General features: G+C 71.2%; 15 protein-coding genes and 4 tRNA genes. 14 read left to right on the top strand and 5 right to left on the bottom strand.

The genetic code is table 11. From position 1 onward, the window contains the following. Nucleotides 1-162: 162 nt before the first annotated feature. Entirely contained in the window at nt 163-3,168 is a 3,006-nt protein-coding gene (locus tag IE313_RS02860) for a DEAD/DEAH box helicase (RefSeq protein WP_229924301.1), read from the bottom strand. Between the two features lie 1,988 nt (nt 3,169-5,156). After that, nucleotides 5,157-5,507 carry a metallopeptidase family protein gene (locus IE313_RS02855; protein WP_189929209.1) on the bottom strand — a complete coding sequence of 117 codons (351 nt, stop codon included), beginning with the start codon at nt 5,505-5,507 and terminating at the stop codon, nt 5,157-5,159. A gap of 625 nt (nt 5,508-6,132) precedes the next feature. Here IE313_RS02855 and IE313_RS02850 point away from each other — a divergent pair. The 11 genes from IE313_RS02850 (at nt 6,133) to IE313_RS02800 (ending at nt 19,112) form a co-directional block, all read left to right on the top strand. Beyond that, nucleotides 6,133-7,827 (top strand): metallophosphoesterase family protein, encoded by a 1,695-nt coding sequence (locus IE313_RS02850; protein ID WP_373316904.1) that lies wholly within the window; start codon nt 6,133-6,135, stop codon nt 7,825-7,827. Nucleotides 7,828-8,210: 383 nt separating this feature from the next. After that, nucleotides 8,211-8,283: transfer RNA gene (locus IE313_RS02845), tRNA-Glu, on the top strand. A gap of 45 nt (nt 8,284-8,328) precedes the next feature. Continuing rightward, nucleotides 8,329-8,403 (top strand) — tRNA-Asp (locus tag IE313_RS02840). Between the two features lie 23 nt (nt 8,404-8,426). Beyond that, nucleotides 8,427-8,500: transfer RNA gene (locus tag IE313_RS02835), tRNA-Phe, on the top strand. Between the two features lie 230 nt (nt 8,501-8,730). Continuing rightward, nucleotides 8,731-9,822, top strand: a complete 1,092-nt coding sequence (locus IE313_RS02830) for a PP2C family protein-serine/threonine phosphatase (protein ID WP_308439131.1) — start codon at nt 8,731-8,733, stop codon at nt 9,820-9,822. A 382-nt stretch (nt 9,823-10,204) separates the two neighbouring features. Beyond that, nucleotides 10,205-12,763: a (Fe-S)-binding protein gene (locus tag IE313_RS02825; protein ID WP_229924300.1), complete on the top strand. Its 2,559-nt coding sequence runs from the start codon at nt 10,205-10,207 to the stop codon at nt 12,761-12,763. Nucleotides 12,764-12,995: 232 nt separating this feature from the next. Continuing rightward, nucleotides 12,996-14,678 carry an FG-GAP repeat protein gene (locus tag IE313_RS02820; RefSeq protein WP_189929208.1) on the top strand — a complete coding sequence of 561 codons (1,683 nt, stop codon included), beginning with the start codon at nt 12,996-12,998 and terminating at the stop codon, nt 14,676-14,678. A gap of 969 nt (nt 14,679-15,647) precedes the next feature. Further along, nucleotides 15,648-16,622: a Yip1 family protein gene (locus IE313_RS02815; protein ID WP_189929207.1), complete on the top strand. Its 975-nt coding sequence runs from the start codon at nt 15,648-15,650 to the stop codon at nt 16,620-16,622. Between the two features lie 246 nt (nt 16,623-16,868). Continuing rightward, entirely contained in the window at nt 16,869-17,444 is a 576-nt protein-coding gene (dcd, locus tag IE313_RS02810; RefSeq protein ID WP_189929206.1) for a dCTP deaminase, read from the top strand. A gap of 332 nt (nt 17,445-17,776) precedes the next feature. Next, complete coding sequence (locus IE313_RS02805) at nt 17,777-18,253, top strand: phosphoribosyltransferase (RefSeq protein ID WP_189929306.1); 477 nt, start codon at nt 17,777-17,779, stop codon at nt 18,251-18,253. Between the two features lie 785 nt (nt 18,254-19,038). Next, nucleotides 19,039-19,112, top strand: a tRNA-Gly gene (locus IE313_RS02800). Nucleotides 19,113-19,257: 145 nt separating this feature from the next. Here IE313_RS02800 and IE313_RS02795 read toward each other — a convergent pair. Continuing rightward, entirely contained in the window at nt 19,258-20,046 is a 789-nt protein-coding gene (locus IE313_RS02795; protein WP_189929205.1) for a GntR family transcriptional regulator, read from the bottom strand. 109 nt (nt 20,047-20,155) lie between these two features. Here IE313_RS02795 and IE313_RS02790 point away from each other — a divergent pair, with 109 nt between their 5' ends. From IE313_RS02790 to IE313_RS02780, 3 genes are read left to right on the top strand one after another with little or no spacing between them, the layout of a single operon-like run. Next, on the top strand, nt 20,156-20,563 hold the full coding sequence (locus tag IE313_RS02790) for an NUDIX hydrolase (RefSeq protein WP_189929204.1): 408 nt from the start codon (nt 20,156-20,158) through the stop codon (nt 20,561-20,563). Between the two features lie 57 nt (nt 20,564-20,620). Next, entirely contained in the window at nt 20,621-21,079 is a 459-nt protein-coding gene (locus IE313_RS02785; protein ID WP_229924299.1) for an ATP-binding protein, read from the top strand. Further along, a complete protein-coding gene (locus IE313_RS02780) occupies nt 21,073-21,474 on the top strand; it encodes a hypothetical protein (protein WP_189929202.1) in 402 nt (133 codons plus the stop codon). Before IE313_RS02785 ends, IE313_RS02780 begins: the two co-directional genes overlap by 7 nt. A gap of 359 nt (nt 21,475-21,833) precedes the next feature. On the opposite strand, the gene IE313_RS02775 is transcribed toward IE313_RS02780, so the two are convergent. Beyond that, nucleotides 21,834-22,679, bottom strand: a complete 846-nt coding sequence (locus IE313_RS02775; protein WP_189929201.1) for a hypothetical protein — start codon at nt 22,677-22,679, stop codon at nt 21,834-21,836. Next, a complete protein-coding gene (locus IE313_RS02770; protein WP_189929200.1) occupies nt 22,672-24,360 on the bottom strand; it encodes an ORC-CDC6 family AAA ATPase in 1,689 nt (562 codons plus the stop codon). The genes IE313_RS02775 and IE313_RS02770 overlap by 8 nt, the downstream gene beginning before the upstream one ends. Between the last annotated feature and the right edge of the window lie 187 nt (nt 24,361-24,547).

Below are 24,547 nucleotides of genomic sequence, written 5' to 3'. Positions count from 1 at the left end.
TTCCGGCCGAACACACCGGCGTGCGCGGGGGTGGAACACGAACGGCCCACCCGGTGGGTGGGCCGTTCTCAGCAGGTCGGGCCGGTGCCGCGGGCCGCTGCGGTGGTCCGTGCCGTGCGCGGGGCCCTGGCGTTCTCACGCATTCGGCCACCGCGGCCGGTCTCAGCCGTTGCGCTTCCAGCGGGGCTTGTCCTCACGGCGCCGGTGGGCTCCGGCGCCGCCACCGGACGCGGAGCCGGTGCCGCCGCCCCTGTGGTCGTCCCGCCGGGCGCCCGGCCGGTCGTGGCCGCCGGGGCGGTAGCCGCCCGAGCGGTGGCCGCCGGCGGGACGGTCGCCGGAGGGGCGGTCGTCACGGCGGTCGCGGTTGTACGGCCGGTCGCTGCCGCGGTGGCCGCCGCGGTCGTCGTGGCGGAAGCCGGGGCGGTCGCCGCGGTCGCGGTCGCGTGAGAAGCGGGGGCGGTCGCCGTCCCGGTCCCGGCCGCCGAAGCCGCCGCGGTCGCCGTCGCGGTTCCGGTCCCGGTCGAAGCCCGGGCGGTCCCTGTCGCGGTCGCGGTCCCGGCCGAAGGCGGGACGGCTGTCGCGGCCGTGGCCGGGCCGGTCGCCGTCGCGGCGGAAGCCGCCGGAGGTCCGGTCATCCCGGCGGTAGCCACCGCGGTCGTCACGCCCACCGTCACGGCGGTCGTCACGCCGGTCGAACGAACGGCCGGCACGCTCACCGTCACGGCGCTCGTACGAACGCCCGCCACGGTCCCGGTCGAAGCCACGCCCGCCGTCACGGTCGCGATCCCGGTCCCGGCCGCCGAAGCCGCCGCGCTCGCCGTCACGGTCCCGGCCCGCGGTACCGCGGTCGCGGTCCCAGCTCCGGTTGCCGCCCTGCTCGCGGCGGTCGAACGAACGGCCACCGCGGTCGTCGCGGCGGAAGCCGCCGGAGGCCCGGTCATCGCGCCGGTAGCCACCGCGGTCGTCACGCCCACCGTCACGGCGGTCGTCACGCCGGTCGAACGAACGGCCGGCACGCTCACCGTCACGGCGCTCGTACGAACGCCCGCCACGGTCCCGGTCGAAGCCACGCCCGCCGTCACGGTCGCGATCCCGGTCCCGGCCGCCGAAGCCGCCGGTACGCCGGTCGGTGCCCGCGGCCCGGTCGGCGTCCTGGGGACCCGACTGCCGCGGCACGGAGACCGGCGGCTGGGACGACGGAGTCTGCGTCACGGACCCGTCGGACGCCACGGTAAGCATGGTCTCGGCGGACGACGCGTCGGCCGCCTCCGCGGTGTCCTCGGACGGCTCCGCGGCCGTACCGCCCTGCGTGGCGCCGGACTCCGCGGCCGGTGCCGCGGCCTCCGCGGACGCGACCGGCGGAACGGGGGCGGCAGGCGCCGTCCCGGCGGAGACCGTCTCGGCGGGCGCCGCCCCAGCGGGCGCCGCCCCTGCCGGCTCGGACGCGGCACCGGACGGCGAGTGGGCGCCGGACGCCGCCCGCGGGGGCTCCTCGCCCCGCTCCCGCGCCGCACGCAGCGTGAGGTGGTCGGCCTCCTCGCGGAGTTCCACCGCCCTGCGCTGGGCGCGTTCCAGCTCCTTCGTGAGGTCCTTGACCTCGCGCTCCGCCTGCTCCGCCGCACGTCCCGCGGACTCGGCCTGCACCTCGGTCATCGACCGGGCGCCGGTGATCTCCGCGACCGCGGGGTCGAACACACCGCCGCCGCCCACGATGTGGCGCGCGGCGTCCACGCCCGCGTCCTCCATGAGGCGGAACATCTGGCGCCGCTGGTGCGGCAGGGCGAGCGAGACGACCGTTCCCGAGCGGCCCGCGCGTGCGGTACGGCCCGAACGGTGCAGGTAGTCCTTGTGGTCGCCGGCCGGGTCGACGTTCAGGACGAGGTCGACGTCGTCGACGTGGATGCCGCGGGCGGCGACGTCGGTGGCGACGAGGACGTTGACGTAACCGTCCTTGAAGTCGGCCAGCGTGCGGGTGCGGGCGCCCTGGGTCATACCGCCGTGCAGCGCGTCGGCGCGCACGCCGGCGTCACGGAGTTGCTCGGCGATGCGGTCGGCACCCATCTGGGTGCGCACGAACACGATCGTGCGGCCCTTGCGCGAGGCGATCGCGGCGGTCACCGGCGCCTTGTCGCGCGGCTTCACGATCAGGATGTGGTGGCTCATGGTGGTGACCGCACCGGCGGAGGGGTCCACCTCGTGGGTGACCGGGGCGTTCAGGTACCGCTTGATGAGGGTGTCGATGTCGTGGTCGAGGGTGGCCGAGAACAGCATCCGCTGGCCGCCCTCGGGCACCTGGTCGAGCAGTTCGGTGACCTCGGGCAGGAAGCCCAGGTCGGCCATCTGGTCGGCCTCGTCGAGGACGGCGACCTGGACGCTGGACAGCGAGCAGGCGCCGCGGCCGATGAGGTCCCGCAGCCGGCCGGGGGTGGCGACGAGGATGTCGACGCCGCGCTCCAGGGCGTAGATCTGGTTGCCCATCGAGGTGCCGCCGCAGACCACCTTCATCTTCAGCCCGAGCACGTCGCCGTAGGGCTGGAGGGCGTCGGCGACCTGCATGGCCAGCTCGCGGGTCGGGGTGAGGATGACGCCGCGGGGGTGCTTCTTCTCGGTGTAGCCGCCGGCCAGGGTGGTGAGCAGGGGCAGGCCGAAGGAGAGCGTCTTGCCGGAGCCGGTGCGACCGCGGCCCAGGATGTCCCGGCCGGCCAGGGCGTCCGGGATGGTGGCGGCCTGGATCGGGAAGGGGGTGGTCACGCCGTTCTGCGCGAGCTTGCGGACGACGGCGTCGGGCAGGCCGAGGTCGGCGAAGGTGGGGGCGGCGGGCTCGTCGGACGGGGCGGGCCCGTCGGACGGGGCGGGGGCGCCGTCGTTGCGAGCGGACTCGCTGTCCGCGGCCTCGCCCACCTCGTCGGTCGCGGCGGCCTCGGTACCGGCGGCCTCGTCGTACGACCGGGTCTCCGACCGTGCGTCGGCTTCGGTGGTGCCGTCGGTAACGTCGGTCACGTCGGTCGCGTCGGGCACACCGGCCACGTCCAACTCGCCGGTCACGTCGGCCACATCAGCGGCGCCGGCCATGTCCACGGCGTCGGCCGCGTCGGCTGCGCCGGGGGCGTCGATCGCGTCGGACCGGGACTCGGACACGGCGACGTGGTCAGGAATGGAAACAGACATGCGAAATGCAAACCTTCCGGAGTTCACGGCACGCGCCCGGACTCCGTGAGGTCATTACCGGCCGCCTCGATGCGGTCCTGCCACGGCTAGGGATACGCGCCACACGCGGCGCGCTTCAGGTCCCCGCTCTGTGGGGAGTGCGCCGGGCAAATGGGATCAAACGATCTACCACCATACGGGGCCCCGGGCCCGAATGGCAAACCAGCACGGAGCGCGCCCGCGAGCGGCCCCGCACTCGCTCGGAAGCCCGTACGAAGCCCCGGCCCCAGCCCGGCCCAAGTCCACGCGGAGGTCCTGCCCGAACCGGGTCGGAACCCGCTCCCGCGGCACCCGGAAGCCCCGTCGGCGGCCCCGCGGAAACCGCCCGGGAGCCCGCCGCTGGCAGCCGCACCGACACCGCCCGGGCCCGCGCCACCACCACCCGGGGCCCCACCACCGCCCGAGGCCGCGCCGCCACCACCCGGGGCCACCACCGCCCGAGGCCGCGCCACCACCACCCGGGGCCGCCACCGCTCGGGGACGCGTACCACCCGGGGCACGCCGCGACCGGCCGCACGGAAGCCGGGCCGGGGCCCGACGCGAAAGCCGGGCCGAGGCCCCACCGCAGTCCCGTACGGAAGCCGGGCCGGGGCCCGACGCGAAAGCCCACGCGGAAGCCGGGCCGGGCCCCCACGCGAAAGCCCCGCACGGAAGCCGCGCCCAGCCCCGCAGCCCCGCAGCCCCGCAGCCCCGCAGCCCCGCAGCCCCGCAGCCCCGCAGCCCCGCAGCCCCGCAGCCCCGCAGGCAAGTCGTACCTGACCGCCCCGGAGCCCCCGCCGAAACCGGCCGGAAACCGCCCGTCACCTCCGTCACCTCCGCCGCCTCCGCCCCCCGCGCCCCGGCACACGCGCCCGACACCGATCCGTCCGCACCCCCGCCACGCCGGGGAACCCATCACTGCCCGCACTCCCCCACCACGCCGGGAGCCCGCCACTGCCCGCGCCACGCCACGCCGCGCCCGGCTGCCCACCGCGCCGGGCAGCGCGAGCTCCACCACACCGCACCCCACCCTGCGGGGGAGCCCCGTCACGTCCCGCACCGGCACCGCTAGGCGCTCCCCGGCCTCCGCGCCGCGGGTGGCGGGTTGCCCCACGGCCGGGGCGTGGCCCCACGGGCCGAGGGCGCCCCTCCCTCGGCCTCCTTGGCGTCCTTGACGTCCCTGGTCGCCGCGGGGGACGCGGGAGGGGCCGTGGGGGTGGGCGTCGGGTCCTGAGCGGGCGCGGAGGGACCGCTCCCGGAACCGGACGGCGGCGGGCTGTCCGGCGTGCCGGGCCGGGACTCCCCCGGCTGCGGCGCATGGCCGGATCCCGCCCCTGAACCGGATCCGCCCCCGCCGGACCCCGCATGGCCTCCCGGCCCGGACGCCGCACCCGCACCGGGCCGCCCCTGCCCCGCCCCGCCCTGCCCGTCCTCCTCGCCGCCCTCGGCCTTCCCGCCCTTCCCCCTCTTATCCGCCTTATCCGCCTTGTTTGCCTTATCTGCCTTGTCCGCGCCCTTGCGTGCCTTCCTCTCCTCCGCCGCCGCCCCGTCCGGCCGGTCCTCCCCCCGCGCGCCGCCCTGCACCGCGGCGCCGCCGCCCGCGGCCCCGTCCGGGTGCGCGGCGGAGCGGGAGGGCAGCGGAGAGCGCGTCGGCGCGCGCTCGTCGCCGGAGGCGAAACTCATACACCCCGCGGTCGCGGCGACGGCCAGCACCGCCACCGTCAGGCGTACGGGGACGTGCAGCGAGCGAGTGGACGCGCGCAACGGACGGTCGGACACGTACAAGGGGCGCACGAAAGCCACCTCCGGGACACGGGGGCACGGAACCACCTGCCCAACTCCCGCCGCCCGCACAAGGACACGCGCCGGGACCCCACACCCCGCCGCGCACCCACCGCACCGCTCATTTCCAGCCGCCGGGCCCCTCACCCTCGTCCCCACCCGCGCCCTCACCCGCGGCCCGGGTCGTGTCATCCGTAGCCGAGGTCGTGCAGGCGCGCGTCGTCGATGCCGAAGTGGTGGGCGATCTCATGGACCACGGTCACCTCGGTCTCCTCGACGACCTCCTCCCGGGTCGTGCACATGCGCAGCGTGGGGCCGCGGTAGATGGTGATGCGGTCGGGCAGCACACCGGCGTACCACTCGCCGCGCTCGGTCAACGGCGTGCCCTCGTACAGGCCGAGCAGATCCGGGTCGGACGGATCGGGCTCGTCCTCGACGAACACCGCCACGTTGTCGAGCAGCCGCATCAGCTCGGGCGGGACGCGGTCCAGCGCCTCGGCGACCAGTTCCTCGAACTCCTCGCGCGTCATCTCCAGCACACCGCCATTGTCGGCCACGGCGGAACCCTGCGACCCCCGTGCCGTCGGCGCACCGGCACACCGGGCACCGGGCGGCCCCGGGAGCCGGCGCGTGCCGTGCACCAGCCCCGCCGCGCACGACCCCGCGGCCTGCACCAGGCACCGCGCACCGGGCATACCGGCCACCGGCCTTGGGCATACGCGGTGAATGGCCCGCGCACCCGCCACCCGCGCCGATGCCCCAGCCGCCACGACCGCCGCGTCGACTGCGGCCGGCATGACCACCCCGTCGACCGCCCCGTCGACCGCCCCGTCGGCCCCCGCGTCGACCCCCGCCGGCACGGCCGCCGCCGTCGGCCGTGCCGCGCGGACCGGCACGACCACCGCCCGTGCGGTCGCCGCCCGTGCAGTCACCGCCCCCGCGGCCCCCACGGCCCCCGCGGCACGCCGCACCCGGCACCGCATGTCCGCGGCCCTGCGCCGTGCGCCCCGGGCCCTGCGCCGCTCCGGCACCACACTCCGGCTGCTCCGGCGCACGCCCGCCGGGCTCGGCCGCCTCCTGCGCGCCCGCACCGGCCGCCCGCAAGGTGACGGGCCGCGGCAGGGCCGGCCGCGCCACGAAGGGACGTCAGGCGTCCGGCCCCGGATCCTGCCGGGCGGTAACCGGTTCCCGGGGCGCCCGGGGAGCGGCCGGTTCCCGGGGCGTCCGGGCGGTGGTGGCCGGCCCCCGGCGCCGCCGCGGGGTCCCGCCCTCCCCGACCCCGCGTCAGGGCCGCCCCGCCCGTACCTGCGTGCCCTCGCACTGATCTGCGTCGTCCTGCTGGGCGCCTGGCTCGGGCTGCTGACCGTCGGCGGAGTGCGGGCGCCGGTGGGTCCGATGGACACGCGGATGACGCTGCGGCCGTCGCTGACCGGCGGTACGAAGATCAACGTGTCGCCGCTCGGCGCGCTGGAACTGGACTCGCACACCGCGCCCATCCGCCTGGACGTCGATGTGGACCGGCTCGACCCGGTGCGCTCGGAGGCCCTGGTCAAGCACCCGGAACGGCTCTCGGGCCTCCAGGACGAGGTCGCCCGCGACGTCGCGCACGGCACGCTGGACCTCGCCGTGCGCTCCTGCGTGGCCGTGGTCGCGGGGGCGACCGCACTCGGCCTCGTCGTCTACCGGCGCCCGCGCCGCGCCCTGGCCGCCGGCGGCCTCGCGCTCGCCCTGCTCGCCGCGTCGGGCGGCACCGCGTACGCCACCTGGAACCCGAACTCCGTCCTCGAACCCAAGTTCTCCGGACTGCTCAGCAGTGCGCCCTCGGTCGTCGGCAACGCCCGCAGCATCGTCAGCGAGTTCGACGTCTACCAGCAGGAACTGGCCCGCCTCGTCACCAACGTGACCAAGCTCTACGAGGTGACGTCGACCCTCCCCGCCTACCGCCCCGACCCGAGCACGATCCGGGTGCTGCACATCTCCGACGTCCACCTGAACCCGGCGAGCTGGCACATCGTCGGTTCGCTCGTCGACCAGTACGACATCGACGTGATCGTCGACTCCGGCGACACCATGGACCACGGCACCGCCGCCGAGAACGGCTTCCTGGACCCGATCAAGGACCTCGGCGCCCCCTACATCTGGGTGCGGGGCAACCACGACTCGGGCACCACCCAGCGGTACCTGGAGCACATGCGGAACGTGCACGTGCTCGACGGCGGCCGGGCGGTCTCTGTCGCGGGCCTGCGGTTCGCCGGAACGGGTGATCCGCAGTACACGCCGGACCGCTCGATCCAGGCCGCCGGCGACCCGGCCGAGGTGATCGCCGGCGCCCGGCTCGCGTCCGCCGTCCGCGACCAGAAGGCGGCCGGCACACCCGTGGACATCGCCATCGCCCACAACCCGATGGCCGCACGCCAGACCGACGGCACCGTCCCGCTGGTCCTCGCGGGCCACATCCACCACGAGGAGACCGAGGTCATGAAGCTCGGCACCCGGCTGCGCGTCGAGGGCTCGACCGGCGGCAGCGGACTGCGCGCGGTGGAGGGCAGGTACCCGGACCCGATCGAGGCGTCGGTGCTCTACTTCGACCGGGACACCCGGCACCTCCAGGCCTGGGACCAGATCCGGCTGGGCGGCCTCGGCCTGTCCACGGCGGAGGTCAGCCGCCACCTCCCCGAGGAGAACCAGCCCGGTGCGGCGCACGGCGGCCGCACCCCCGCGCCGCCCCGGCCGACCGGCTCCTCCTCCGCCCCCGCAATCCGCCAGGCCACCCCGGGCACCCCGGCCCCGTCCCCGCCCCCGTTCTCATCGCCGTCGCCGCCGGCACCGTCACCGTCGTCGCCGTCACCGTCCCGCTGAGCCCGCCGACCGCACGTGCCCCCTCCGGCCCGGACACCGCGCCGACCCCGGTAGGCCCCGGACAGGCAGCCCCCGGCTGACCTGGTGACCCGCGCCCGGCTGGGTCCAGGCCCCCCAGGCCCCCCAGGCCCCGCCGGCCCCCGCCAGCCCCACCGACCCCGCTCCGCAGGCGCCCACAGGCCCGGCGCGGGCGCTCGAAGGCACCCGTAACCATCGGGAGGCGCCTGGGAGCGCCCGGGGACCGCGAGGAGCCCCCGGTGACCGCCGTCGAGCGCCCGCGCGGGGCCGTCCACCCCTCCGTAAACCGTTTTGGCGATCCCAACCGCCATCCCATATGCTTCTCTCGTCCCCGACGCGCTGAGAAGCGCCCAGGCGGGCCGATAGCCCTCATCGTCTAGCGGCCTAGGACGCCGCCCTTTCAAGGCGGTAGCACGGGTTCGAATCCCGTTGGGGGCACGCGTCATGGTGTGCGAGACTAAGTCCCGCGAAACCACGAAGCTTGGTCCTGTGGAGCAGTTTGGAGTGCTCGCCACCCTGTCAAGGTGGAGGCCGCGGGTTCAAATCCCGTCAGGACCGCTGCGGTTCCCCGTGAACCGCGTGGCTGGGTAGCTCAGTTGGTACGAGCGTCCGCCTGAAAAGCGGAAGGTCGCCGGTTCGACCCCGGCCCCAGCCACAAGAGAGTTGTACGGAAGAAGCCCTCGCCGGAGATCTCCGGCGAGGGCTTCTTCCGTGTCCGCCGCGCCGGCGGACAGCCGGAAGGGATGTCCGGCGGGAACGTTCCCGGGCGCGCCCGGTGTGTGCGTTGCGTTTGTCGGCTGCCGTCCCACCGTGCACGGTGGAGTGGTGGACTTCCGGCGGCGGTTTGCCGGGGTGCGGCAGTCGTGGCCATCGGGCACCGTGCTGCTGTTGATACCGATTGTGCTCATCGCGGTGATCACGGTGGTGGACATCCGCACCCCCGACACCGTCCACCTGGGGCCCGCGCTGGTGATCGCGCCGGCGCTCACGCCGTCGTTCGCCGGGCCACGCAGGGTCGCGTTCATCGGCGTGCTGGCCACGGTGGCCCAGGTGGTCATCGCGCAGTGGCACGGCGGGCTCACCACCACCAACCACCTGGTGCAGATCCCGACCATCGCGGTGCTGTCCGCCCTCATCTGGTCGTTCTCGGTGGTGCGGCAGCGGCGCAGCAGACAGCTCGCGCAGGTACGGTCCGTCGCCGAGGCCGCACAGCAGGTGCTGCTGTGGCCGCTGCCGGAGCGGCTCGGGCCACTGCGGGTCGCCTCCCTGTACCTGGCCGCCGAGGACGAGGCCCAGATCGGCGGCGACCTGTACGCCGCGACCCGCACCGAGCACGGCACCCGCGTGATGATCGGCGACGTACGGGGCAAGGGCCTGCCCGCCGTCGGCGAGGCCGCCCTCGTGCTCGGCGCCTTCCGGGAGGCGGCCCACGAGCAGAGCACCCTGCCCCGGCTGGCCCGCGCCCTGGACAGGAGCGTCACCCGCTATCTGGCCGACTTCGAGCCGACCGAGGAGGCCGGCGAGCGCTTCGCCACCGTCCTGCTCCTGGAGATCCCCGACGACCGCCCGGTCACGCGCCTGACCAGTTGCGGGCACCCACCGCCGCTGCTGCTCAGCCGCGGGCGCCCGGTCAGCGTGCCCGACGTGGACCCCTCGCCGCCGCTCGGCGTCGGCGGGGCCGGCGATGCGGGCAGCCAGCTCGACCTCTCCTTCGAGCCCGGGGACACCCTCCTCCTGTACACGGACGGTGTCGTCGAGGCCCGCGACGGCGACGGCGCGTTCTACCCGTTCGCCGAGCGTGCCGCGCAGTGGACGGACGATCCGCCGGAAGCGCTGCTGCACCGCGTACGGCGCGATCTGCTCGGTCACGCGGGCGGGCGGCTGGCCGACGACGCCGCCCTCGTCGCGCTCTGCCGCGCCCCGGTACCGTCCCGCGGACCGCCCCCGGGCCCCGGCCGCCCCCGCCACCCGCGGTGACGCCACCGCCCGGCCCCCGGCTGCCCCACCGCACATCCGCACCGCACATCCGCAAGGCGGACCTTCCGCGGCACGGACCACCCACAAGCGGACCACCCACAACCCGGACCACCCACAACGCGGGCCGCTCACAGCGCGGACCACCCACGAGGCAGCCCACCCACAACCCGGACCACCCGCAACCCGGACACCCGCAGCGCAGCCCACCCACAACGCACCCCACCCACAGCGCAGAAGATCCACGACGCAGAAGATCCACGACGCAGATCACCGCCCCACGGCTACAGTGCGACGCAAGAACTGGGTACTCTCGAACGGACTACATAAGTTACCGCTTAGTAAGCGGCTTGGTAATCCGCTCGCGCAGGTTCGAGGAGCCTTCATGCAACTCGCCGCGATCATCGTGTCGTTGGTCCTCGCCGTGGTCGGCGTGGCCCTGTTCGCCAGGGCCGTCGCGCAGATCTACGGCTTCGTGCGGCTCGGCCAGCCGGTGCCCGCAGGGACCAGGACCGACCAGCCGGCACAGCGCACCGCCACCTTGGCCAGGGAGTTCCTGGGCCACACGCGGATGAACAGGTGGGGCGTGGTCGGCGTCGCGCACTGGTTCGTGGCGGTGGGCTTCTTCACCCTCGTCCTGACACTCGTCAACGCCTTCGGCCAGCTCTTCGTGGCCGACTGGGCCCTGCCGGTGATCGGCGACTGGGCTCCGTACGAGGTCTTCGTCGAGCTGATCGGCATCCTGACGACGCTCGGCATCCTCACGCTCATCGTGATCCGCCAGCTCTCGCTGCCCGGCCGCGCCGGGCGGAAGTCCCGCTTCGCGGGATCCAATTTCGGTCAGGCGTACTTCGTCGAGGCCGTCATCCTGATCATCGGACTCTGCATCCTCACCCTGCGCGGCCTTGAGGGCGCCCTGCACCACGTCACCGGCTACGAGGCGTCGTACCTGGTCTCGTACCCGCTGGTCGCCGCCTTCCGGGGCCTGGACCTCGGCACGCTGCAGAACCTCGTCTACCTCGTCGCCCTGATCAAGATCGGCACATCCTTCGTCTGGATGATCACGGTGGCGCTGAAGACGGACATGGGCGTGGCCTGGCACCGCTTCCTGGCCTTCCCGAACATCTGGTTCAAGCGGGAGGCCGACGGCGGCACGGCGCTGGGGGCGCTGTCGCCCATGACGTCGGCCGGTGAGCCGATCGACTTCACCGACCCCGGCGAGGACGACGTCTTCGGCGTCAGCCAGGTGGAGCACTTCTCCTGGAAGGGCCTGCTGGACTTCTCCACCTGCACCGAGTGCGGCCGCTGCCAGTCGCAGTGCCCGGCCTGGAACACCGGCAAGCCGCTCTCGCCGAAGCTGCTGGTCATGTCCCTGCGCGACCATGCGCACGCCAAGGCGCCCTACCTGCTCGCGGGCGGCGGCAAGACGGCCGAGGGCGAGGAGAAGGGCACCGAGGAGCAACTGCGCGACGTGCCGGCAGCCGCGCTCGCCGAGGCCGAGCGGCCGCTCGTCGGGACGCTGGAGGAGAACGGCGTCATCGACCCGGACGTGCTGTGGTCCTGCACCACCTGCGGCGCCTGCGTCGAGCAGTGCCCCGTCGACATCGAGCACGTCGACCACATCGTCGACATGCGCCGCTACCAGGTGATGATCGAGAGCGCCTTCCCCAGCGAGGCCGGGACGATGCTCAAGAACCTGGAGAAGAAGGGCAACCCCTGGGGGCTCGCCAAGAAGCAGCGGCTTGAGTGGGTCAAGGAAGTCGACTTCGACGTGCCCGTGGTCGGCAAGGACGTCGAGGACCTCACCGAGGTCGACTACCTGTACTGGGTCGGCTGCGCCGGCGCCCTGGAGGACCGGGCCAAGAAGACCACCAAGGCGTTCGCCGAGCTGCTGCACATCGCCGGCGTGAAGTTCGCGATCATGGGCGGCGACGAGAAGTGCACCGGTGACTCCGCGCGGCGCCTCGGCAACGAGCCGCTGTTCCAGGAGCTCGGCATGGAGAACGTCGCCTCGCTGAACATGGCGTTCGGCGAGGAACCGGACGACGAGGGCAACCCCGACCCCGCGAACAGGAAGCCCAGGTCCACCAAGAGGATCGTCGCGACCTGCCCGCACTGCTTCAACACCCTCGCCAACGAGTACCCGCAGCTCGGCGGCGAGTACGAGGTGATCCACCACACCCAGTTGCTCCAGCACCTGGTCGACGAGGGCAAGCTGGTCCCCGTCACGCCGGTGGAGGGCCTGATCACCTACCACGACCCGTGCTACCTCGGCCGCCACAACAAGGTCTACACACCGCCGCGCGAGATCATCGCCAAGGTGCCGGGCCTGCGGAACGAGGAGATGCACCGCCACAAGGAGCGCGGCTTCTGCTGCGGCGCCGGCGGGGCCCGGATGTGGATGGAGGAGCGGATCGGCAAGCGCATCAACAACGAGCGCGTGGACGAGGCGCTGTCCCTGAACCCGGACATCATCTCGACGGCCTGCCCGTTCTGCCTCGTCATGCTGACGGACTCGGTCAACGGCAAGAAGGCCGCGGCCGAGTCCGTGACGGCCGGGACGGCTGGTGCGACGGGTGCCGCCGGCTCGGGCGGGGCCGGCGGTGCGGGCGGTGCCACCGCGGTGGCCGTCAAGGAGTCGCTCAGGGTCGTGGACGTGGCCCAGCTCCTGCTCGACTCCGTGAAGAAGGCTCCCGACGAGGACGAGGACGAGGCCGCGGACGGTGCCGGGGGCGGTTCCGCGGACGGCGCCGGGGACGGGGACGGTGCCGGGGACGGGGGCCGTGCAGGCGGTGGCGGCGCCGGGCGTGCCAGTGGCTCCGGTTCCGGGACAGGTTCCGGCACCGGCACGGGCACCGGTTCCGGTTCCGCTTCCGGTTCCGGTTCCGGTCCGGAGGGTGGGGCCGCGGCTTCCGAAGGAGCGAGGCCGGAGCCGGTGGAGTAGCGGACCGGGGCGCCCCATGCCAGGGGCGCCCCACGCGAGGGCCCTGGCGCACAGCACCGGCACACGCCCCCCTCACCCCGGCGCACCACCCCGGGGACCCCGCACACCCCGCACCCCCCGTGCAACCCTTGCCGCCCACCCGGCGTCGTACAGACGCCGGTCGGGAACGGGCCCCGTCCGGCAGCGCCATCCGCAGCACAGCCCGGCCCACACCGGACCCTGGGAGCCGTACGTGCGTACCTACCGCTCGGCCGCGACAGCCGCGGCCTCGTTCCTGCTGCTGGCGGGCGCCGCCATCGCCGCCGCGCCGGCCGCCTCCGCCGGAACCCCCGGCGGCACGCACGCCAACGACCGCAACTGCGACTTCAACGGCGACGGATTCGAGGACGTCCTCATCGGCGCGCCCGGCGCGGCCGCCGCCGGGTCCCGGGGCGCGGGGCTGGTGACCGTGCAGTACGGCTCACCGAGGGGCATCGGCACCGTCCACGCGCGTGCCATCAGCAGGGCCACGCCCGGCGTCGCGGGCCCCGCGCAGCCGGGCGACGGCTTCGGGACCGCCGTGGCCAGCGGCGACCTGGACTCCGACGGCTACGACGACGCGATCGTCGGCATCCCGGGCGACGACTTCTCCGGGGTGGCCGACGCGGGCGGCGTGCTCATCCTGTGGGGCTCCCCGGACGGCCTGAGGGGCCCCGACAGCACCTGGCTCGCGCCTGTGGCCGCCACGAAGGGGGGCCACTTCGGCTCCGCCGTCACCGCGGCCCGGCTCAGCGGCGCCACCCCCGGGGACGTCCTCGCGGTGCTCGACCGCTCCGACGTGCGGCTCTTCACCTACGAGGCCGCGCCCGGCGGCGGTGGGGCGGGCGACGGGGCCCTCACCCGGGGCCGCGGGACGCTGCGGCCGTCGGCCATGGGCACGGCGACCGCGGGGACGGGAACCGCGGGCCAGGGGGTCGCGGGACAGGGGGTCGCGCGGGGTGCCGGGGCCGGGGCGGGCGAGGGCCGGCGCGCGTTCGCCCCGCGCTCCCTGACCACCGGGGACTACGACAACGACGGCTTCGCCGACCTGGTGGTCTCCGGGGTCACCACCGGTGACGGCCCGACCGGTGACGGCCCGACCGGTGACGGCCCCGGGCGCGGCTGGTCCGCGTACCTGGCCGGCGGCGTCGAGGGACCGGTCTGGACGCACGACCTGCCCGGCGGCCCCGTCGCCGCCTCCGGCGACATCGACGGCGACGGCTACGACGACCTGGTCACCGGCGAGCTGGACGCCACCGGCCCCACGGACGCCGCTGACGCCACCGCCGCCACCACCGCCACCGCCGCGGGCCAGGACGGGGGCGCCGGGGAGCAGCCCGGTGCCGGCGTGGTCACCGTGCACTACGGCGGCCCCGGCGGCCCGGGCCCCGACACGCGCGTCCAGCACTGGACCCAGGACTCCGCACACGTCCCCGGCACCGCCGAGCGCGGCGACGCCTGGGGCGCGGACGTCTCGGTGGGCGACTCCGACGGGGACGGCTACGCGGACGTGGCCGTCGGCGCACCCGGCGAGGACCTGGCACCCGGCACCGGGGACGCAGCCGTCGACGCCGGCTCGGTGACGGTCCTGCACGGCACACCCGACGGCCTCACGGGCACCGGGGCGCACACATGGTCCCAGGACACCCCGCACGTTCCGGGCACCGCCGAGGACGGCGACCGCTGGGGCGCGCAGGTACGGCTCGCGGACCCGAACGCCGACGGCCGCTTCGACCTGGTGGCCGCCGCACCCGGCGAGAACGCCGGCAACGGCGCGGCCTGGCTCCTCCCGGCGGCCTCCGGCGGCATCACCACCAAGGGCGCGTGGACGTACGGGGCTGGTTCGCTCGGAGCGGCGTACCGCGGCGCGGCGTACGGCGCGGCGATCGACGAGTAGCGGCCCAGGAGGGATGCTGGGGGTACATGCTGGAAGTACGGGGTGCGGTCCGCGGCGCAGGTGCGGGGCGCGGTTCCCTGCGCTGGTCCGTCGCGCGGCTCCGGCGCGGGTGGCGGTCTCCGGCGCTGGTCCGTCGCGCGGTCCCCGGCGCGGGTGGGGCTGCTCGGTCTCCGGCGCAGGTGGGCGGCCGGGCGGCGCGTCGGTCGTGTACCGGCGGCGTATGGGCGGATCCGCACCGGGCGGGGCGTGCCGTGGGCGGTGCGCCCACCGGGTCCACCGGGTTCAACCGGGTTCAACCGGGTTCACCGGATTGACCTGGTGCGCCGGGTTCACCGGGTTCCGCCTCCGCACGGGACGGCCCCGGGCCCAGGGCCCGTCCCACCTGAGCCGGCGGGCCGGTCTGCAGCCGCACACACGGCGGCGCGGAACCGGCCCGCCCCCTCCGCCCCCGCCATCGCCTCAGTCACGCCCTCCCCTCCGTCACCTCACCAACGCCCACCCCTCCGTCATATCCGTCATCTCCGTTCCCCCCCGTCGCCTCCGTCGCCTCCGTCCCCTCCTCCGCCGCCGTCCCCCGTCAGCTCCATCCCCCGTCTCCATCCCTCGTCGCCTCCATCCCCCGTCTCCGTCCCTCGTCGCCTCAGTCCTCTCCCCCGCCGACGTCCCCCGTCGCCCCTCGTCCCCTCCACTCCCGCCGTCCCCTCCACTCCCGCCGTCCCCTCCGTCACGTCCTCGCCTCGGTCACCTCCGCCCTCCCCCGTCCAGCTCAGATGTGATCGAGATCTCGTTCCCGTCCGGTCCCCCGTCCCGGGCATGCCGCCGTACCCCCGGGGAGCCCCGCGGACCCCTGAGAACCCCTGAGAACCGCCCCGCCGGAACCCCCTAGGGGATGTCACAGCTCGGCCGCAAAGAGCTGGACGCAGCCCGGGCCCCGTACGGCAGTTCGCCGGAACGGGTACGTTCGTTGACGTGGCTGGATTCAGGATCGGACGCGGCCGGGCGGGCCGCCTCCCGCACGCGCAACCGCAACAGCACCCGCGGCAGCAGCCGTACGGACAGGCCCCCCAGGGCCACGCCCCGTACGGCGCCCCCGCCGCGCCCCCCTACACCCCCACCCAGCAGCCGCAGCGCTACGGGTACCCCCACGCCCAGCAGCCGCCGGGCGCCCCCGCGGGCGGCCCGCCGTACGGCCAGTACCAGCAGCAGTGGACGCAGGGCTCCGCTGCGACGGGCCAGGAGGAGCCGGAGTACTTCGGCGACGGCGACGGCTACGACCAGGGCCCCGGGCCCGACTCGTACGTCGCGAACAATCCCGGGCACACCCAGGCCTTCAGCATCGGCGAGGACCCGTACAGCCAGGGCGGGACCTACCGCGCCGGCCACACCTCCGCGCCGGCCGCCGGTCCGCGGCTGCCCTGGAAGGACCTGATCACCGGCGTCGTGCTGCGCCCGAAGCAGACCTTCCTCCAGATGCGCGACTACCCGATGTGGGGCCCGGCCCTGATCGTGACGTTCGTGTACGGGCTGCTGGCGGTGTTCGGCTTCGACGGCGCCCGCGAGGACGCGATCCACGCCACCATCTCGTCGGCCGTGCCGTTCGTCCTCCTCACCGCGGTCGCACTGGTGCTGAGCGCCCTCATCCTCGGTGTCGTCACCCACACGCTCGCCCGCCAGCTCGGCGGCGACGGGGCGTGGCAGCCGACGGTCGGCCTCTCCATGCTGATCATGTCCCTGACCGACGCGCCCCGGCTGGTGTTCGCGATCTTCATGGGCGGCGACGCGTCGTTCGTGCAGGTCCTGGGCGGCGCGACCTGGATCGGCGCGGGCTTCCTGTTCACGATGATGGTGTCCCGGTCCCATGACCTGCCGTGGCCGAAGGCGCTGGGTGCGTCGGCGATCCAACTGATCGCACTGTTGTCGCTGCTGAAGTTGGGCACGTTCTAGGGGTTTGGCCCCGGGGGCCCCGGGGCCACTAAGGCCACTGGTGCCCTCGGCGCCGCCAGTGCCCCCGGTGCCGCCGGTGCCGCCGTTGGTGGGCGGTGGCTGGGGGCCGCCGGGGCCGGGGCGGGGGCCGCACCAGGAGCCCCGCGCCCCTCGAACGCCGCACACCCCACCCACCCCCTGGAATGCCCACGCCCCAGGGGCCTCCCGCATTGCCCCACGCCCCCCCACCCTGCGTATCCTCGGGGCGTGCTTCTCTCAGACAAGGACATTCGGGCCGAGATCAACGCGGGACGGGTGCGGATCGACCCCTACGACGAGTCGATGATGCAGCCGTCGAGCATCGACGTACGGCTCGACCGGTACTTCCGGGTGTTCGAGAACCACCGGTACCCGCACATCGACCCCTCCATCGAGCAGACCGATCTGACGCGGCTGGTGGAACCGAAGGGGGAGGAGCCGTTCATCCTGCATCCCGGGGAGTTCGTGCTGGCCTCGACGTACGAGGCCATCACGCTCCCCGACGACCTCGCGTCGAGGCTGGAGGGCAAGTCGAGCCTCGGCCGGCTGGGCCTGGTCACCCACTCGACGGCCGGTTTCATCGACCCGGGGTTCTCCGGCCACGTCACCCTGGAACTCTCCAACCTGGCCACGCTGCCGATCAAACTCTGGCCGGGCATGAAGATCGGCCAGCTCTGCCTCTTCCGCCTCACCTCCCCGGCGGAGTTCCCGTACGGGTCCGACCGCTACGGCTCCCGCTACCAGGGCCAGCGCGGCCCGACCGCGTCCCGTTCCTTCCTCAACTTCCATCGGACGAACGTATGAGCGCACCGGCACGTGGTGGAGCGCACGGGGCGGCCCGGGGCGCCGAGGGGACCGGCGAGAACGGCGGCACCCGCGAGAACGGTCGCACCGGTGAACGCGGTGGGGCCGGCGAACGCGGCGGGGCCGGCGGCAGCCGCACCGCAGCCGGCGGAGCCGGGGCGGGCGGCACCGGCGCGGGCGGCGCCCACACGACAGGGGACGCGACCGGGAGCACGACAGGGCACACGACCGGGGACGCGACCGGGGACGGGCCTGGAAACACGGCCGGGGACGCCGGCCGCACGCCGCCGGCCCCCGAAGGGGGCGGAGCGGCCCCGGACGCCCGCGAGAACCTGACCTACGAGACGTTCGGCACCGCCGTACGCGAGTTGGCGCGCGCCATCGCGGAGGACGGCTTCGAACCGGACCTCGTCCTGTCCATCGCACGCGGCGGCGTCTTCGTGGCGGGCGGCCTGGCGTACGCACTCGACTGCAAGAACATCCACCTGGTGAACGTGGAGTTCTACACCGGCGTCGGCACGACCCTGGACATGCCGGTGATGCTCGCCCCGGTACCGAACGTGATCGACTTCACCGACAAGAAGGTCCTGATCGCCGACGACGTCGCCGACACCGGCAAGACCCTGAAGCTCGTCCGCGACTTCTGCGTCGGTGCGGTGGCCGAGGTACGCAGCGCCGTGATCTACGAGAAGCCGCACTCCCTGGTGAAGTGCGAGTATGTCTGGCGCCGCACGGACCGCTGGATCAACTTCCCGTGGAGCGTGCAGTCACCGGTCGTACGGCGCGAGGGGCGCGGGCCGGAGGCATAAGCCCCGGCCACACGCCCCTCGACGTACCCCGGCGAACGTCGGCCGTTCGCTCACAGCGCCACTGGACCACTCGCCCCTTGGACCACTGAACTACCGGACCACTGCACTACCGGACTGCCGGACTACTCGCCTGGAACGGGCGGACTACTCGACGGGAACGGGCCCCACCACACGGAGCGCGGCCGCACCTCCCGCAACCTCGGCGCCACCGACCGCACCGGCCTCGCACACCGTCCGGCCCACACCCGCGGCCCGGACGGGAACTGCGTTCCGAAGCCGCTGGCACCGTGGACACCGAAGGAGCCGTCCGGGGCCGAGCCGCTCGGCCTGCTGCATCGGGAACGACGCCGTACTGAACACATGACCTTCGGCACAACGGACGACGGTGGGCTCCATCAAATCCTCAAGTCCCTTCCCCACGAACCGACATGGCACCAACAACTGCCACATTACGGGACGAAAGGGATCCCCTTCCAGGGGGGCACGCCCCATCCAACCCCCCTCACCCCACCCTCACACCGGGACCCCCCACACTCTCACGCTCCCCACCCACCCCCGCCCGGACGCCCCACGCCACCCGGCCCACACTCACGTCGGGCGGCACTCCGAAGCCCCCGGGGCATTGTCCCCGATGACATGCCCAGGACACAGCCGGGACACGTCCGGAGCTACCCCGGGAAGCCCCCGCAGGCAGCGCAAAGGCCCCTCGGCATGAGCGCCGGGGGCCTGAGATGGGGTACAGTGTGCGACGTTGGGAGGGCCGGTTGAGTCGGCTTTGTCCCCGCGCGGGTGTAGTTTAATGGTAGAACATCAGCTTCCCAAGCTGAGAGCGCGAGTTCGATTCTCGTCACCCGCTCCACCACGAACCCCCAGCCCCGAGGCCCGGGGGTTGTTTGCTGCCCAGACCGGCGTCCGGGCGGCGCACCACAACCGCTCGACACGTACGAGACGGCGACAGCACACCGAGCCACCGCAGAAGCCCCGCCCACCCACACCAGATCAGATCAGGTAGCCGGAAGCCGGTAGGCCAACACGTAGGCATCCGCAGCCATGACCGTGTCGCAGACCTCCACCGCCCGCCCATCCGTGTCGAACGCGGTACGCACGACGTGGATGACGGGCACGCCGGGGGCCAGTCGCAGCGTCTTGACCTCGTCGGGTGCCGGCATCCGAGCCCGCACTTCTTCCTCGAAGTGGTCCAGGCGGTGCCCCAACTCCTCCAGCCGGGCGTAGATCCCACCAGGCCCGGGGTTCGGCTCGGCAATGGGCGTACCCCGGGCGATGTCCAGCGGAAGATACGAGGTCGCAGTCTCGACAGGCTTGCCGTCCAGGAGATACCGGCGGCGCCGAGCGAGCACCTTCCGCGCCGACCCCAAACGAGCGGACATCTCCGGGGTGGACCGCTCCTCCCGCACCACGAGACTGTCCACCTCCGGCCGGCTGCCGACCGCCTCAGCTTCCACCGTGAAGCCCGACTTCCCCTGATCTCGATGCCGCTGGGCGAACCGATCGGACGCCAGCCGCCGCACGGGCGGCCGAGGCCGCACGAAGACACCGCGCCCGTGTTCGGCGGAGGCGAGCCCTTCACTCTGAAGGATGGAAAGCGCGTTACGGACGGTCATCCGGGAGACCCCGAAATGATCGGTCAGCTCCGCTTCAGATGGCAGCTTGGCACCCTCGGCGAAACGGCCCTTGGCGATGGCTTCCCGCAGTTGATCGGCGATCTGCCGGAACACCGCACGGTCACTGGTGGGGTCCAGCGTCCCGAGAAGGCCGGGAGGTAGAGCCGCCATTTCTACTCCTTCAGATATCTAGACGAGAGGTCGAGTGGCGTTGCTACGGTGGAGCCTGGCCAGCGAGGGAAAGCCGAGAGACGTGAGCACTACCGAGCGCCCGCACTCCGTGAGTGTCGCAGGAGTCATCGTCGACGACCGCGGGCGAGCGCTGCTGATCCAGCGCAGGGACAACGGCCACTGGGAGCCGCCGGGCGGCGTCCTCGAACCCGGCGAGACCATCAACGAGGCCCTGCAACGCGAAGTCCTCGAAGAGACCGGCATCAAGATCAATCTCCCGGCCACCCTCACCGGCGTCTACAAGAACATGACCGGCCTGATCGTCTCCCTCGTCTTCCGCTGCAAGGCGGCCGACGGTGCCCCGACGACCGGCGAGGAGACCTACGCGCTGCGCTGGGCCACGCGTGAAGAGGTCACCGACCTGGCCGACGAGGCGTATGCCATCCGCGTCCTGGATGCCCTGGACGGGGCCTCCCCGCCGGCCGTGCGCGCGCACGACGGCGTGAAACTCGTCTAGCTCTAACCCACCACCCATAGCGGCCACCAGCGCAAAGGAACTTGTATGCACGAGTATATGAGTACAGCGCAAATCTGGGAACTCACCTGCCCCGGCCTCCTCGAAGAGGTGGGCCGCGCCCGCCGCTGGACACGCGACGTCCTCAGCGACAGCCCACACGCAGATGACGCCGCCCTGATCGTCACCGAGCTGGCCACCAACGCGCTCCTCCACACCGACAGCGGCAGCAGCCAAGACCGCTTCCACCTCACGCTTACGTGCAGTTCGAAGGAGGTGACGATCTCGGTCAAGGATTCCGGCGGGACCCGCGCCAAGCCCCGCATCAAGCACCCCAGCGACAAGACCCTTCACGGCCGCGGGCTCGCCCTGGTCGAAGCCATCGCCCACCGGATGGAAGTGCACGGCAACTACGCGTTGGGCCACGTCGTCATCGCCACGCTTCGCGCAAAAGAAGCAGGAGTTCCCGCGGTCCCAACCACCAGCCCGACACCCTCCCCGGAGCGCCAGACATGCTGAAGCTCCTGAAACGGCAGGCCGGAACTTCCCTACAGGGCACCAGCGCCCTCTACTGGTCAGAAGCCGTCGCAGTCGTCCCCATGGTCGGCACCCATTGGCTCGGCTCCCACTCAGCCTCCACACCACGGCTCGCCCTGCGCTGGCTCCACAGCCGCGGCCACGACATCGCCGATCAACTCGACACCCGGGCAGCCGACCTCATCCGCTACTGGCTCCAGGACCGCAAGGAACACGAACAGGCCCTGCGCTTACTGGCCGCCGGCCACTCCTACACGTTCACGGCCTTCGAGCACTCGACCCGCTACATCCTCACGGCTCGCCCGACACTCGGACTCGCCGCCAACAACGGCCGCCGTCGCAGCAGTCCGGGCCGACATCGAGCCCAGGAGCGCTGAGTTACAACTTTCTCTACGAGTTCAAGGCGGCTCGCTCCGCTCACCGCGCGCGTCCCGGCCCCCGGCCGGGCCTGCGCTTTGTCTCCGCCCCGCCCCAGCCGGCCGGCACCCATGCCGCGCACTTCGGCGATCAACCACTTGATGCCAGAAAGGGGATACGTCGTGGCTGGGGCGGTCGGCTCCACGGCTCTAGGCAGCCACTTTGGGGCGAGCCTCCAAGATCATGGCCCCATTACCAGGCAGGTCAACGACTGCCCGACGTGCGGGAAACTTACGGGGCCATGATCACTCGCCCCAAAGTAGCTCCTGGCCAAAATCGCTCCGCCGATCTTAGAGGGAAAGCGAAGGTTCCTACACGTCTAAGCTTTCGGCCGCGAGATTCGCTTACCAATCTTTGGCGCGAGCGCCTTATACCGGTAATTTGCCGCTCTTGGGCCGACGGCGTCTACGCGAGATACGAACAGGGCGCATAGTTCCGTGAATGATTTGCGGTCGTCCGCCCATGACCCTGTAAGAATCTTCTCCGATATCCATTTATCGACCGTCACCTTGAAAAGATCACTGTTGTAGGCGCGCACTAGGCTCGTGCAGATTAGGGCAATTTTTTGTAGGTGTGGAAAATCGATGACCACCTGACTTGCCGCCGCCGTCGGTGGAACCCGCAAAGCGCGAGCGTTACCTCTGCTCAGCATCCCTTGTGAATGCACGCTGGCGTGTCGAATGTGGCAGACTGCGTCGAAGTTGCTCAGTGCTACGCCAAGCGAACCGGTCGCGGGCCAAGAGAAATTGAGTAGCGTACCGCTGCGCTTTTTTACTTCAAGTCCACCTGCGAAGCTTATACCTTCAAATATACCCATTCCGATTTTATCGGCCCCGTAATACTCCAAAGCGCCTAAAGGGATCATTTGATCGGCAGCCCTCTCACGGGCAAGCGGGCATATGCGAAGCATACCCAAGAAGATGGAGCGGAAATAGGCTTCCGCCCCGGTGACCAAACCAAGCGTTAGTAGACGACCCAGAGTCGGACTACTAGCTAGGTTTTGAGGCAAGCCGAGTTTAAGTACCTCGCCGGTGTTTTCATAAAAGGCGTCGATGGGGCAAGCGGAAGAAGTCGACTGCACACAGCAAGCAGAAAAATCATCATCAACCGTATCCGGCGACTCGTTAATTGCATCCCAGCGGAAACCCGGTCTTGCGCTAGACACTCACAAACTCCTGCGCGTAGCGTCGAATCCGGTCCGACCACACTGGTCCGATGTGTGGCACTTGACGGATCTGCATATTGTCTTCATCCATCAAGATGTCATTAACGGTGCGAATGGCGGTGTGGTTCAAGAGGCCGTGAAGCTTATTAGGCGTCAATGGGAGTTTGTCGATCGGTGATTTAATAAGCTCTTCGTAGACGGAAGCAGATCGTAGCTGACGTCCACATTTCATGCAGAACTGAGCGTCTTCAGAGAAGCGCGGAGATCCACAATTCTGACAGGGCAACAAATCGAGTGTGCATCTGTCTGCGTAGTCCTTGCCGAGTAAAGCAACTGGGCTAACCCGGGACAAGGCATGTGCGTCGCGTGTTGAAAGCGCAGAGATGATATCCCCTACAGAGAAATTTCGCCCAAGTCCGAGCGCATTCCCTTCTACCAATAGGGCATAGTGAAGCGTGTATCGATGATATACTCCCTTTGCACCATGCGAGATGGTATGCGCATCTCGAATGATTCCCGCATATTCCAGCATGGAGATCATTCGCGCCAGCTTGGAGTCAACTGGCTCGGGATAGGCGATTACCGTAGCCTTTGAACGCGAAGCTCGGCCAGCATTAAAATGTTGCAATTGCCGAATCGAACCCTGCTCTAGCTCGCCCCCCAACTCCACGAAGCGCTTGTAGCGAGGTAGTTTCTCAGCGAGACTAAAAAAGATTTGCCGAACAGACGATGCGTGATCGGCGATTGCCTTGTCCGCCAACGGGCGTGTTGGCCTGTGTGACTCGTCCTCCTCCACGCCGAGCAACTGAGAAAGCATGACGAGGAAGCCGCGAGGGAGTCCAAACGAGGCGAGAGCGAGGTAATCGATCAGCTCCTCCCGACCTTTGAGGCGAGCAAGGAGCGTTTCAGGAATCCTACGGGAGACGATTTCCCGCATCACCTGCAGGTAGTCCTCATCGTCTGGACGATACCAGCACTCGACCAATTCAGCTTCATGGCCAACGTGGAAGTTGGCAGAGTAACTCGTAATCCCCGGGTATACTGCAGCCTTAGGTGCAATGCCGCGCGAACGGAGCTCTCGAAAGATTTCAAAGAACTCTCGCTGCTGCTCAGAAGAGAAAGCATGAGCGGCGTCATCGAGAAGTAGTACGCAGCGCTTCAAACCCGATTCCGCTGTCCAAGTCTCCAAGGCATGCAAAAGTTCAGTTGGTGTGGTGTAATGCTCGGGGAAGTTAATTACTGCGCCGGCTTCGAGTCGCTTGATAAATTCATCCGCGGCAGTAGTCATTTCCGCGAGATCGTCAGGGATTTCTTTTTGGCACTCCTTCAACGACTCTGCCGCTCCGAGGGCGATCTTCAGCAGAACCCACTGGCGGAATAGCTGCAATGCGTTTGCAGTTTTGTGAAATAGCGGCTCCAGTGCCAGTGACTTGCTGTAGTTCACGTAAACAGCGAGGCTCTTCCCCTCATCTTGGAGCTCAAAATAGGCTTGCTTCAACAGCGTGGATTTACCGCTGCCACGTGGGCCGATGAGGAGTTTCGCTCCGGGCCCTTTCAGTTTTGAGAGCGTCGCTCTGTCGGCATTAGTGACCGCAGTCCATTCGGAAAGTTCGGTTTTGGACAGGTACTCAGCCCTCTCCTCGAACACGCTAGCGAGAAGAGGTTCTTCGACCATTCCCATGCCTGCCTCTCTTGAGCTGCTTGTCGGTGATCGTACCCGCAAGCGTGCGGTCCGCGCAGTTAAAATGCCAGAGTCGGCAGTGAACAGGCAATTTGCACCACTTCGCTCGATTAGGTCTCTATGTGTGTAATGCTCACTGTCGATGATTGCGTGTATCCAACCTGCATTATACAAATGGTGCTTTTTG

Origin of the sequence: Streptomyces sulfonofaciens, assembly GCF_014656295.1 — a bacterium.
GTDB classification, from domain to species: Bacteria; Actinomycetota; Actinomycetes; order Streptomycetales; family Streptomycetaceae; genus Streptomyces; species Streptomyces sulfonofaciens.
Note: the sequence above shows the minus strand (reverse complement) of the source record. Positions and strands in the feature narration are given on the sequence as shown.

Coding starts and splice junctions, on each gene's coding strand:
- IE313_RS02860 (WP_229924301.1), bottom strand. CDS start 3,168: ATGTCTGTTTCCATTCCTGACCACGTCGCCGTGTCCGAGTCCCGGTCC.
- IE313_RS02825 (WP_229924300.1), top strand. CDS start 10,205: ATGCAACTCGCCGCGATCATCGTGTCGTTGGTCCTCGCCGTGGTCGGC.
- IE313_RS02795 (WP_189929205.1), bottom strand. CDS start 20,046: ATGGCGGCTCTACCTCCCGGCCTTCTCGGGACGCTGGACCCCACCAGT.
- IE313_RS02785 (WP_229924299.1), top strand. CDS start 20,621: ATGAGTACAGCGCAAATCTGGGAACTCACCTGCCCCGGCCTCCTCGAA.
- IE313_RS02780 (WP_189929202.1), top strand. CDS start 21,073: ATGCTGAAGCTCCTGAAACGGCAGGCCGGAACTTCCCTACAGGGCACC.
- IE313_RS02770 (WP_189929200.1), bottom strand. CDS start 24,360: ATGGGAATGGTCGAAGAACCTCTTCTCGCTAGCGTGTTCGAGGAGAGG.